Annotated in this window: 7 protein-coding genes; 3 read left to right on the plus strand and 4 right to left on the minus strand. The window is 72.6% G+C overall.

The features are described 5' to 3' along the window. Positions 1-406 precede the first annotated feature (406 nt). Positions 407-955: a MarR family winged helix-turn-helix transcriptional regulator gene (locus ACGFW6_RS44980; protein WP_393523572.1), complete on the minus strand. Its 549-nt coding sequence runs from the start codon at positions 953-955 to the stop codon at positions 407-409. Positions 956-1102: 147 nt separating this feature from the next. Between ACGFW6_RS44980 and ACGFW6_RS44985 the strand changes: the two genes are divergently transcribed. Then, positions 1103-2374, plus strand: a complete 1272-nt coding sequence (locus ACGFW6_RS44985) for an MFS transporter (protein ID WP_393523587.1) — start codon at positions 1103-1105, stop codon at positions 2372-2374. A gap of 16 nt (positions 2375-2390) precedes the next feature. Here the strand turns inward: ACGFW6_RS44985 and ACGFW6_RS44990 are convergent, their stop codons facing one another. Next, positions 2391-4058 (minus strand): SpoIIE family protein phosphatase, encoded by a 1668-nt coding sequence (locus tag ACGFW6_RS44990; RefSeq protein ID WP_393523574.1) that lies wholly within the window; start codon positions 4056-4058, stop codon positions 2391-2393. Between the two features lie 248 nt (positions 4059-4306). Further along, complete coding sequence (locus tag ACGFW6_RS44995) at positions 4307-5686, minus strand: NAD(P)/FAD-dependent oxidoreductase (RefSeq protein WP_393523577.1); 1380 nt, start codon at positions 5684-5686, stop codon at positions 4307-4309. 383 nt (positions 5687-6069) lie between these two features. On the opposite strand from ACGFW6_RS44995, the gene ACGFW6_RS45000 reads away from it, so the two are divergent. Together ACGFW6_RS45000 and ACGFW6_RS45005 are read left to right on the plus strand one after the other, a co-directional pair. Further along, the gene (locus ACGFW6_RS45000) at positions 6070-6849 is read left to right on the plus strand and encodes a TetR/AcrR family transcriptional regulator (RefSeq protein ID WP_393523579.1); all 780 of its coding nucleotides are present in this window, start codon (positions 6070-6072) and stop codon (positions 6847-6849) included. A 335-nt stretch (positions 6850-7184) separates the two neighbouring features. Beyond that, positions 7185-9116: a sigma-70 family RNA polymerase sigma factor gene (locus ACGFW6_RS45005; RefSeq protein WP_393523582.1), complete on the plus strand. Its 1932-nt coding sequence runs from the start codon at positions 7185-7187 to the stop codon at positions 9114-9116. Between the two features lie 63 nt (positions 9117-9179). Here the strand turns inward: ACGFW6_RS45005 and ACGFW6_RS45010 are convergent, their stop codons facing one another. Next, positions 9180-12575 (minus strand): BTAD domain-containing putative transcriptional regulator, encoded by a 3396-nt coding sequence (locus ACGFW6_RS45010; protein ID WP_393523585.1) that lies wholly within the window; start codon positions 12573-12575, stop codon positions 9180-9182. Between the last annotated feature and the right edge of the window lie 30 nt (positions 12576-12605).

Here is a 12605-nt window from a genome sequence, read left to right on the forward strand (position 1 = left end):
CGACTCTATCAGATCTTTCCGATCCGATTTCCTCGGTGCTTTCCAGGTTCCCGCTCTCGCGTTTCCCTTTCCGGCGGTTCCGACTTTATCAGATCCTTTCGGGCCTGACTCCCAGTCAGCGGGGCTTGTTTTCCCGGCCGTTGGGCCGTTCCGACGTTTCAAACCTTAGCGGATCCGCTCGGCGATTCCTAATCGGACCGCCGGGCCCCATTCGAATTGAATTCGGGCATGCCGAAATCGACCCGGTTGGGAGATCGTGCTGGTGGTTTGGTTGCCGCTCTCGCGGCGAAAGGTGCTGTCGCAGAACCGTTACGGCTCGGCGGCAACCCGAAGGACTCTACGGATCGGGCAAGGGGCTGTCAAGCGTCCCCTGTCAAGATCTTTTACGTCGGCGCGGAGCCCTGAGTCAGTCCAGGTCGCTGAGACGTCCGCCGGCGTCCGGCTGGGCGTGCTCCACCCTACGGAGCAGGCGAGTCAGGACGTCGCCGAGCGTGGTGCGCTCCTGCGGGGAGAGGTCCTGGAGGAGGTCCTCCTCGAAGCCCGACGCGAGCCGCATCGCCTCCAGCCACTTCCCTCGCCCGTCGGCGGTGAGCTCGACGATGACGCGGACGCGGTTGGACTCGTCGCGCTCCCGGGTGACCAGCCCCTCGGCGACCAGGCGGTCGATCCGGTGGGTCATCGCGGCCGGCGTCAGGCCGAGCCGCTTGGCGAGGTCGCTCGGGCCCATGCGGTACGGGGCGCCGGAGAGGACGAGGGCCTTGAGGACCTCCCACTCGGCGTTGCTGATGCCCAGGGCGGAGGTCTGGCGGCCGTAGGCGACGTTCATACGGCGGTTCAGGCGGGACAGCGCCGAGACGATCTGCTCGACCTGCGGGTCGAGGTCCTGGAACTCGCGCTGGTAGGCGGCGATCTGCTCTTCGAGTGTCGGTTCGCCGATATCGGGGGTGTCGCCCATGGGCCGAGTATGGCACGGGCTTGCTTGGCGTTGAAGTCCTTCGAGGTGTACTGTTTAGCTTCTAACTTTAGCTTCGAAGTCTTCAGACCTACATCGATGGGTCTTCATTGAGGAGAGGTGAACGTGACCAGGGCGATGGGCGCAGCGATGCGCCGGATCCACGTGGGTAACGCACTCAGCGCGTTCGGGCTCGGCTTCACCGTCCCCTACCTGTACGTCTATGTGGCGCAGGTGCGGGGGCTCGGTGCCATGACGGCGGGGCTGGTCCTCGCCGTCTTCGCCGTGGCCGCGCTGGTCGTGCTGCCGTTCGCCGGACGGGCCATCGTCCGGCGCGGCCCGCTGCCGGTGCTGCTCGCCGCTCTGGTCACCGCCGCGCTCGGCGCGCTGAGCCTCGGTCTCGCCGGAACGGCGACCGCCGTACTGGTGTCGGCGGCGGCGCTCGGGGCGGGTCAGGCCGTGATGCAGCCGGCGCTCGCGACGATGATCGTGGACTGCTCCTCGGCGGAGACCCGGTCGCGGGCGTTCGCGACGCAGTTCTTCCTCCAGAACCTCGGGCTCGGCGTCGGCGGGCTCATCGGTGGGCACCTCGTCGACACGACGAGCGTCTCGTCCTTCACTCTGCTGTTCGCGATCGAGGCGGCGATGTTCCTGCTGCTCGTCGTGGTGATGGCGACCGTGCGGATGCCGCACGCGCCGCGGGTCGACGGGGCGCCGGCGGGCCGGTCGGCGAAGGGCGGCTGGAAGCAGATGCTCCAGAACCGGGCCATGGTGCAGCTGTGCGTCCTGGGCTTCGTGCTGTTCTTCGCCTGCTACGGCCAGTTCGAGTCGGGGCTGAGCGCGTACGGCGTCGAGGCGGCCGGGGTGTCCACGTCGGCTCTGGGGACGGCGCTCGCGGCCAACACCGCGATGATCGTGGTGGCGCAGTTCGCCGTGCTGAAGTTCGTCGAGCGGCGCAGGCGGTCGCGGGTGATCGCGGCCGTGGGCCTGATCTGGGCCGTGGCCTGGGTCGCGGCGGGGTACGCCGGGCTCGGGCACGGGAGCCAGGAGATGGCCACGGCGGCCTTCATCTCCACTTATGCGCTGTTCGGGCTGGGGGAGGCGATGCTGTCGCCGACCGTGGCCCCGCTGGTCGCGGACCTGGCGCCGAGCGGCATGGCCGGGCAGTACAACTCGGCTTTCGCCCTGGTGAAGCAGTTGGCGCTGGCGGTGGGTCCGGCGGTGGGCGGGCCCATGGGCGCGGCGCTGCACGGGCCGTATGTGGTGACGTTCCTGCTGTTCTCGCTGGGGATCACCTATCTGGCGGTGCGGCTCGGGCGTCAGCTCACCGCGGTGCAGGATCAGCCGTGGCTGGGGAAGAGCCGGGTCGTGGCGCAGGGGGCTCCCGCCTCGGCGGCGGGGACGTCCCGGGCGCACGCCTGATCTGCCCCAGGGGCTGCTAGCGGCTCCCCTTGGGGAGGACGAACTCGCACCAGACCGCTTTTCCGCCCCCGGGGGTGCGTCTGGAGCCCCAGGCCGAGGCGATCGTGGCGACGATCGCGATGCCTCGGCCCGATTCGTCGACCGGTTCGGCTCGGCGGCGGCGCGGGAGATGGTCGTCGCCGTCGGTGACCTCGATGATCAGGCGGCGGTCGGTGCGGCGCAGGCGCAGCCGCATGGGCGGGGTGCCGTGCTGGAGGGAGTTCGCGACGAGTTCGCTGGTCGCGAGGACCCCCAGGTCGTGCAGGTCCGTCGGGAAGCGCCAGCTCGTGAGGACGCCGGAGGCGAAGGCACGCGCGCGTGGGGCGGCCTCGACGCCGCCGAGGAGTTCCAGGGCGGCGTTGCGGAACAGGTCGCTGTCGGGTCCGGTGCGGGCCGGGTGCTGGAGGACGAGGACGGCGACGTCGTCGTCGTGGTCGGCGGTGACGCCGGCCGAGCGGACCAGGCGGTCGCAGACGACCTGGGGGGTGCCGGTCGCGCCGGCGAGGGCGCGTTGCAGGGAGGCGATTCCCTCGTCCAGGTCCTCGTCCCGGCGTTCCACGAGGCCGTCGGTGTAGAGGACGGCGGTGGAGCCGGGGCTCAGGGCGATCGAGCCGGACGCGTGCATCCAGCCGCCGGTGCCGAGGGGCGGACCGGTGGGCTCGTCGGCGCGCTGGACGTCGCCGTTCTCGTCGCGGACGAGGATCGGGAGGTGGCCGGCGGATGCGTAGACCAGGCGGCCCTCGTTCGGGTCGTGGACGGCGTAGACGCAGGTGGCGATCTGGTTGGCGTCGATCTCCGTCGCCAGGCCGTCCAGCAGCTGCAGTACCTCGTGCGGTGGGAGGTCCAGGCGGGCGTAGGCCCGGACCGCCGTGCGGAGCTGTCCCATGACCGCAGCCGCCCTGACGCCTCTGCCCATGACGTCGCCGATGACCAGGGCGGTGCGGCCGCCGCCCAGGGTGATCACGTCGTACCAGTCGCCGCCGACGGCGGCTTCGGTGCCGCCGGGGTGGTACGTGGCGGCGATGCGCAGGTCGTCCGGTTCTTCGAGCTCCTGCGGGAGCAGGGAGCGCTGGAGGGTGACGGCCGTTTCGCGCTGGCGGCGTTCGCTGGCGCGCAGGCGCTCGGCGGCTTCCGCGTGGTCGGTGACGTCGGTGGCGAACACGAGCACTCCGCTGCCGCCGCCGTTGTTCTCGGTGACCGGGGTGCAGGTGAAGGTGTAGGAGCGGCCGTCGGGGGCCTTGCGGGACTTCAGGGTGCGGGGCTTTCCGCTGCGCAGGACCTGGTCCAGGAGCGGAAGCAGGCCCAGTTCGGCCAGTTCGGGCAGGGCCTCGCGGGCCGGTTCGCCCGGGGGCCGTACGCCGAAGGCCGTCGCGTAGGCGTCGTTGACGTAGGCGAGGCGGTGGTCGGTGCCGTGGACCAGGGCGACCAGGGCGGGGACGCGGTCGAGGACCTCACGGACCGGCAGCTCGTCCACTCCGGGGATCGGCTCGCCGTCGTCGGTGAGTTGTTCGACGCGAGCCGGGGGGACGGGGCTCGGGCTCTCTCCTCGGCGGTCCGGGGTGGTGGCCGCCACAGCGTTCTCGGTCCGCGCTGCGGCGCGGCGCTGCGTTCCGGGGAGCCGGGCGCTCCAGCGCGTGAAGTTCACGAATCCTTGCCTCGTGTCGTCGTCTTCGGCCGGCTCCGGACCCGGCCGGGGGTCTGCGGGGCGGCGGCACCCCGGGGTTGCGGCACTTGTGGGGAGAGCCTCGTGGTGCGAAGGGCGGGCGGGTGCCCGTCCAGGGTCGTCCAAGCGTCGTGCGGGGTCGGGTTCGGTTCGGGATCAGTCTGGCAGTGCGGCCGACCCGGCCGACACCCGTCAGACGCCTGCCCTGTCGGTGGAGTTCCTGGGTCCGGTCAGGACGACCCCTTCGTGTCGTCTCCCGGGTTGTGTGGATGCTTTCCACCGGCCGCGAGTTCGAACTCCGCTCGGGGATGTTCGAGCGATCCGAGGGAGACGATCTCCCTCTTGAACAGACCCGACAGTGTCCATTCGGCCAGGACGCGGGCCTTGCGGTTGAAGGTCGGCACCCTGCTCAGGTGGTAGACGCGGTGCATGAACCAGGCAGGGTAGCCCTTCAGCTTGCGGCCGTAGACCTGCGCGACGCCTTTGTGGAACCCGAGGGAGGCGACGGAGCCCGCGTACTTGTGCGCGTACGTCTCCAGGGGTTCGCCGCGCAGGGTGTGGACGATGTTGTCGCCGAGGACCTTCGCCTGGCGCACGGCGTGCTGGGCGTTCGGGGCGCACTCCGCGCCGGGGTCGCCGGCGGTGACGTCGGGGACGGCGGCGGCGTCTCCCGCGGCCCACGCGTGCGTGGCGCCGTCGACGGCCAGCTCGGGGGTGCATTTCAGCCTGCCGCGCCCGTTGAGGGGCAGGTCGGTGGCGGCGAGGACCGGGTGGGGTTTGACGCCGGCCGTCCACACGACCGTACGCGTGGGGAAGCGGGCGCCGTCGCTGAGGACGGCGACGCGGTCGGCGCAGGACTCCAGGCGGGTGTGCAGGCGTACGTCGATGTTGCGGCGGCGCAGCTCGGTGACGGTGTAGCGGCCCATGTCCTCGCCGACCTCGGGCAGGATGCGGTCGGAGGCCTCGACCAGGATCCACTTCATGTCCTCGGGCCGGACGTTGTGGTAGTAGCGCGCGGCGTAGCGGGCCATGTCCTCCAGCTCGCCGAGCGCCTCGACACCGGCGTAGCCGCCGCCGACGAAGACGAAGGTGAGGGCCGCGTCGCGGATCTCGGGGTCGCGGGTGGAGGAGGCGATGTCCATCTGCTCGATGACGTGGTTGCGCAGGCCGATGGCCTCTTCGACGGTCTTGAAGCCGATGGCGTGCTCGGCGAGGCCGGGGATGGGCAGGGTGCGCGACACGGAGCCCGGGGCGAGGACGAGTTCGTCGTACGAGATCTGTTCGGTGCCCGTGCCCTCCTCCTCGCCGGCGAGGGTGGTGAGGGTGGCGGTGCGCTTGGTGTGGTCGATGGCGGTGGCCTCGCCGATGATGATCCGGCAGCCGGACAGGACACGGCGCAGCGGTACGACCACATGGCGGGGCGAGATCGAGCCGGCCGCCGCTTCGGGCAGGAACGGCTGATAGGTCATGTACGGGTCGGGAGTGACGACGGTGATCTCGGCTTCACCCCGCCCGAGTTCCGGTTTCAGCCTCCGCTGGAGTCGCAGGGCCGTGTACATCCCGACGTAGCCGCCGCCGACAACGAGAATGCGCGCACGTTCCTTCACCATCCCATGACGCACCCGACGCTTGCGTTTGTCCACAGCCTCGACAATTTGTGTGACCGGCGGCCGACGGCACCGCGATTTGGCCGAATTGCCGGAGTGTGCGGAATCTTCGCAGGTCAGCGGGTGTGCGTCGGGGGATCAGAGGTGGCGCAATCGGGACGTAAACGACCCGTACTCCGATCGAGGGGCGCTCCGTGCGGAACCTGCCCCTTCTGAATTGACCCTCGCTCAACTATGTTCGTGTGTCGACGGGGTGTAGGGGGATGCGCTCTTCGGGTCCGGGACGCACACGAAACGGACTCGTAGTCCGGGCTTGTTCCGCGACGCTCCGGCTTTGCAATGACGGGGAGTCTCCGGGGGGAGACGTCATTACCGGGGGATCGCTTATGCATGTTCAGGATTCTCGTTGGTCTTCCGCGTCCGCCATCGCACCGGGCGGTACGGCGGTGGGCGGCACGTTGAGCGCGGCTGCGAGCAACGGGCGCGGGGACGGACCGCGTTCGGCGCCGCTGCGCGTGGACGCACAGCGCAATCTGGAGCACGTACTGCGTGCGGCGCGTGAGGTCTTCGGCGAGCTGGGATACGGCGCGCCGATGGAGGACGTGGCGCGGCGCGCACGGGTCGGCGTCGGGACCGTGTACCGGCGCTTCCCGAGCAAGGACGTCCTGGTGCGGCGGATAGCCGAGGAGGAGACGTCCCGGCTGACCGATCAGGCACGCGCCGCGCTCGGTCAGGAGGACGAGCCGTGGTCGGCGCTGTCGCGCTTCCTGCGCACCTCGGTGGCGTCCGGCGCGGGCCGGCTGCTGCCGCCGCAGGTGCTGCGGGTCGGGGTCGCCGAGGACGGTTCCACGCTCGACGAGGCTCGGGTGCCGCAGCAGCGGATGCAGCCGGGCGCCGGTGAGCTGCGGTTGGTGTCCGAGCAGCCGTCGGTTTCGTCCGACCCTGCGGACGACGCGGGCGCGGCGGCCCTGCTCGAGGTGGTGGGCCAGCTCGTGGAGCGGGCGCGCGCGGCGGGTGAGCTGCGGGCCGACGTCTCGGTGTCGGACGTCCTGCTGGTGATCGCGACGGCGGCGCCCTCGCTGCCCGACGCGGCGCAGCAGGCGGCGGCCTCGGCGCGGCTGCTGGACATCCTGCTGGAGGGGCTGCGGTCGCGGCCCAAGTCGTGAGCCGGGCCGATGCGTCGCCCCTGACGTCCACGGGGGGGCGCTTCGGCAAGCGGTGACCGGACAGAGGTGACCGGACAGAGGTGACCGGAGGCGGGGTGCCGCACCACCCTCGCCTCGCACCCCTCGCGGAACATGCCGGGCATTTCGGAAGCACGTCAACTCCCGCCCCGCGACGGCTGCTTGTGCCTTCCCCGCAGGGGCGGGGGCTAGTACGGGGTTGCGGGAAAACCCCACGGACGGGTGGATGTCCGTACGGGTGGGTCCTGACCAAAAGCCAATGTGGCACCCTGACCCGTGTCCGGGACTGGTGCAGCTGGCGGCGGGGGCTTTCCGCGATGAGCGTTGACGGGTGGGACGAGTCACGCGGTGACGGGGAGTCGTCGACTCCCCAGGTGCCGAGCCAGGGCGGCCCCGCGGACGTGCCACCGGGCGGCGTCCCGGCCCAGCGCGACCGGCGCCAGGACGGCGTGCTGCCACCGCCGCGTGAGCTTCCCGCCTCGGACGCCGACCTGATCGGCCGGATGCGCTCCGGCGACGACAGCGCCTACGAGGAGCTGTACCGGCGCCACGCCGAGGCGGTGCGCCGGTACGCCCGCACCTGCTGCCGCGACGCCCACACCGCCGACGACCTCACGGCCGAGGTCTTCGCCCGCATGCTCCAGGCGGTACGCGGCGGTTCCGGTCCCGAGCACGCCGTGCGCGCCTATCTGCTCACCTCGATCCGGCGGGCCGCCGCCGACTGGACGAAGTCGGCACGGCGCGAGCAGCTCGTCGACGACTTCGCCGTGTTCGCCGCGCAGTCCTCGCGGGTGGCCGAGGTGTCCGACGACGACACGCTCGATCTCGGCGCGGACGTGCGGGCGATGCACGAGGCCGAGCAGTCCATGGCCATGCAGGCCTTCCGGTCGCTGCCGGAGCGCTGGCAGGCCGTGCTGTGGCACACCGAGGTCGAGGACGAGTCGCCCAGCGAGGTCGCCACGCTTTTCGGGCTCGACGCCAACGGCACGCGCGTGCTCGCCAGCCGCGCCCGTGAGGGCCTCAAGCAGGCCTACCTCCAGGCCCATGTCAGCGCCAGCCTCGTCGGCGACGAGGAGTGCTCCCGCTACGCCGACCGGCTCGGCGCCTACGCCCGCGGCAGCCTGCGCACCCGCGCCGAGCGGGGTCTGCGCAAGCACCTGGAGGAGTGCGCCAAGTGCCGGCTGGCCGCCGGTCAGATCAAGGAGGTCGCCGGCGGAATCCCGGCCGTCGTGCCGGTCGCGGTCATCGGCTGGTTCGGTGCCGCCGGGTACGCCAAGGCGGCCGGACTCATCGCCGGCGGGGCCGGGGCGGGTGCGGCCGGTGCCGCGGGGGCGGCCGCGGCGGCCGGCGGAGGTTCGTCGAGCGGTGCCGGGGCGGCAGGCGGGGCCGGGGCGGCGAGCGGCGGTTCGTCCGGCGGCGCCGGAGGCGGTGCGGCGGCGTCCGAAGGGCTGGGCGCGCCGCTGAAGGCCGGTATCGCCGCCGGTGTGGTCGCCGTGGGCGTCGCGGCGGCGATCGTGCTCGCGCTGGCCGGCAACGACAAGCCGGCCGAGCACAACGACGCCAAGCAGCCTCCGATCCCCTCCCCCGTCGTCGAGGAGACGCCGACGCCGAAGCCGCCGGAGGAGAAGCCCACTCCGCGGCCCCCGGCGATCATCCCGGCCGAGGCGCCGGAGCGGACCCCGACACCTACGCCCACGCCGCCACGCTCGACCAGTCCGACGCCCACCCCCACGCCGACGCCGACACCCACCCCCACTCCGACCCCGACGCCGACTCCGACACCCACCCCCACCCCGCCACCACCGGCGCCGGCCCCGGCCGACTACCAGTGGAGCGAGCTGTCGTACGACCTCAACGGCGACGGCACCAAGCCGGAGATGCGGCTGCACGAGAGCAGCTGGGTGTGGCAGCGCGGCAGCGTGTCGATCGGCGGCGAGCGGTACGCGCACGGCGTCACCGTGCACGGCCGCTCCTCCGTCACCATCGACCTCAACCGGCAGTGCGCCGCCTACGAGGCACTGGTCGGCGTCGACGACATGAACCTCGGCCTGGGCAGGTTCTCCTTCGCGGTCTACGCCGACGGCGTGCGCCTGTGGCGGTCCTCGGTCATCGAGGCCGGGGACACGGCGGTACCCGTGCAGGTGGACCTCACCGGGCGCGAGACCGTGCGCCTGGTGGTCGAGCCGCGCGGCACCGTCGACAACCTGCTGCTCGCGGACTGGGCCGAGTCGAAGTTCAGCTGCCGGTAGGGCCGGCGGCCGGACGACGGGCTACGGCGGCCGGACGGCGGGCTACGGCGGCCGGACGGCGGGCTACGGCGCCCGCCGGGCGGGTGGCCGGAGGCGGCGCACGGCCTCGGCCAGGTCGCGCAGCACCTCGTCGTGGGTGAGGGCGGCGCCCCGGTCGTACTCGGCGCCGAACCGCTCGGCGCCCAGGGCCACACGGGCGTACGACTCGGCCCGCTCGGCGTACTCCCGCTCCGGCATGTGGCGGGGAAGGCCGCGACGCCAGTGGTCCGCGGCGGCGAGCAGACGGACCGCGCGTGCCGGGTCGTCGAGCCGGGTGAGCAGATCCGCCGCGGTGTCCGTGAGGGTCGCCGTGATGTCGTCGGCACAGTGGTTCTCCACGGCCAGGCGCAGGGTGTCGGCCAGGCGGGGCAGTCCCTGCTCCGGGCCCGACTCCGCCGTCACCGTCAGGGCGTCGACGATGTTCAGCATCACGAGGAACTGGGGTGGCAACGTGGCCCGCTCGGTCTGCGCCCGGGCCTCTTCACACAGCTCACGCGCGCGTGCGGTGTCCTTGTCGTCCAGCGCCAGATAGGCCCGCATCAGCAGGACGAACGCCCGTGAGTCCGCCACCCGGTACCGATCGGCCGCGGCGCCCGCCTCGTCCAGCGCCGCCAGCGCGGCCGCGCGCTCCCCGGAGCGGTAGGCGATCTCGGCGAGCCGGACGATGAGGAACGGCGTCTCGGCGTACGCGCCGACCTCCTGGGCGAGGCGCAGCGCCTCCTCGAACTGGGCCTCGGCCTCCTCGTAGTGACCGCGCGCCATGGCCGCGTCGCCGGCCGCGCTGGCCACCTGGGCCCGCATCCAGCGGTCGCCGGCCCGGCGGCCGAGGATCCGCAGCTCCGCGAGGTCGTCGTCGACGCTCTCCAGGCCGCCCGGCGAGTCGACGAGCATGTGCGTGCGGAACATCAGGATGCAGCCGACCTCCCAGTCGCCCCCGTACACCCGGCAGTTGGCCAGGACGGCGTCCATGACCGACCGGGTGTTCGCCGTGTCGCCGAGGATGTACTGGGTCAGCGGCCAGACCATGCCGGGGAAGCGGGCCGCCTGCGGTCCGCCGCGCGCGAAGTACGCCCGTACGTGCTCGATGTAGGACTGCCGGCGCTCGTCCTGCCAGTACTCGACCGGCTCGAACTCGATGGAGAGGAACAGGTGTTGCAGTCGGAGGTTCATCCGCTGCGGGTGCCGCGGATGGCGGGCCTGTCCCTCCGGGTCGGCGAGGAAGGCGTCCAGGTCGGCGCCGGGGTCACGTGGGCGATCGGCGGCGGAGGGGGAGGCGGCGGTGTGGGGCTCGGGGACGACGCCGGAGGCCGCGGAGGCCGCCTGTGCGTCCAGGTCGGCGCACAGGCGCAGGATCCGGCCGGCCCAGGCCGCGCCCTCGACACGGTAGTTACGCAGCCACCAGAACCAGCACATGGCCAGGGAGATGGCCGTGGCGTCCGGTTCGTCGCCCGCCGTCAGGGCCCGGTCGAGGGCCGCGCGGATGTTGTCCAGCTCGGTCTCCAGGCGAGAGATCCACGGGAGCTGATCGGCGGAGCGCAGCAGCGGGTCGGCCTCCTCCACGAGGGCGCGCACCCACGCGCGGTGCCGGCGCTCGGCCGCGAGCCGCAGCTCGGGGACCTCCGCGGCGCGCTCCACGGCGTACTCGTGGATGGTCTCCAGCATGCGGTACCGCATGCCGTCGGAGCCGTCCCGCTCGTACGGGGTGGCCACGATCAGGGACTTGTCGACGAGGGCGCCGAGGACGTCCGCGACCGGTCCGGTGCACACGGCCTCCGCCGCCGTGAGGTCCCAGCCCCCCGCGAAGACGGACATCTCACGCAGCGCCGTGCGTTCGTGCGCGTCCAGCAGGTCCCAGGACCAGTCGACCACGGCGCGCAGGGTCTGCTGGCGGGGCAGGACCGTGCGGCTTCCGGAGGTGAGGAGGCGGAAACGGTCGTCGAGGCGGTCGGCGATCTGCCGGGGCGTGAGCAGCCGCAGCCGGGCCGCCGCCAGTTCGATGGCGAGCGGCAGTCCGTCGAGGCGGCGGCAGATCTCCGCGACGGCCTCCTGCTCGCGGGCGTCGCGCGGTGCGGTGGCGGCGTCGGGGCGGACGGCCGCCGCGCGGTCCGCGAAGAGGCGGCGCGCCTGGTCGGGGAGCAGGGGCTCGACGGGGCGCACCGACTCGCCGGGGACGCCCAGCGGTTCACGGCTGGTGGCGAGGATCGTGAGGTCCGGGCAGCGGGTGAGGAGGGTCTCGGCGAGGGTGGCGGTGGCGCCGATGACATGTTCGCAGTTGTCAAGGATCAGGAGTTGGCTGCGCTCGGCGCAGTACTCGATCAGCAGGGCGAGCGGGTCGTCCTGCGGGGCCGTGAGCTCGTTGGTCAGGAGCACGGTCTCGCGCAGACCGAGGGCGTTGACCACCGCGCCGGGCACCGCCTCCGGCCGGTCGAGCGGGGCGAGCTCGACGAGCCATGCCTGCGGGAGCCCGGCGGCGGCCTCCTCGGCGAGACGGGTCTTTCCAGAGCCGCCCGGTCCGGTGAGCGTGACCAGTCGGGCCCTGTGCAATTCGGAACGGATGGCGTCGAGTTCGAGTTCCCGGCCCACGAAAGAGGTAAGGCGCGGACGGAGGTTGCCGGTCCGTTCGGGGCGGGCCCGGTAGGGCGGGGAGGTGGGTATGACGGGGGGAGCCGTGGGGGGCGCCTCGGGGAACGTTTCGGCGGGTGAGGGTGTCAGCAGTTCGGCGTGCAGGGCGCGGAGCTGCGGACCGGGGTCGGTGCCGAGGCCGTCGGCCAGGGCGCGGCGGGCCGATTCGTACGCGGCGAGGGCGTCGGCCGGGCGGGAACTGTCGCGCAGGGCGCGGATGAGGAGGACGTGCAGCGGTTCGTCGTACGGGTGCGCCGCGGTCAGTTCGCGCAGTTCGGGTACGGCGATGTGGGCTCGGCCGAGGTGAAGGTCCGCCTCGATGCGGGTGCGGGTCGCCTCGCGGCGCAGGGCGTCGGGGCGGGTGGCGGCGGCCGTGCGGTCGGGGAGGTCGGCGAGGGCCGGGCCGCGCCACAGGGCGAGGGCCGTGGTGAGGGTGTGGGCGGCGGTGGACGGGTCGTTCCGGGCGAGGGCCGTGGTGCCCTCGTGGACGAGGCGCTCGAAGACGAACAGGTCGACGTCGTCCGTGGTCGCGGCGAGGCGGTAGCCGCCGGGGGCGGAGGTGACGGTGTTCTTGCCGAGGGTGCGGCGCAGGCGGGCGACGAGGGCCTGGAGGGCGGCGGGGGCGTCCTGGGGCGGGGCGCCGGCCCAGACCTCGTCGATCAGGGTGTCGGGGGTGGTGAGGTGGCCGGGGCGTAGCGCGAGGGCGGTGAGCAGGGCGCGCAGGCGGGGGCCGCCGACGGGTACGACGGTGCCGTGGTCGTCCGCTGCCTGGGTGATGCCCAGGATTCTGTACCGCACTGGGTCATTGTCGCGGGGGTGGCTGGGTGG

The organism is Streptomyces sp. Y7 (assembly GCF_043195415.1).
Classification (GTDB): domain Bacteria; phylum Actinomycetota; class Actinomycetes; order Streptomycetales; family Streptomycetaceae; genus Streptomyces.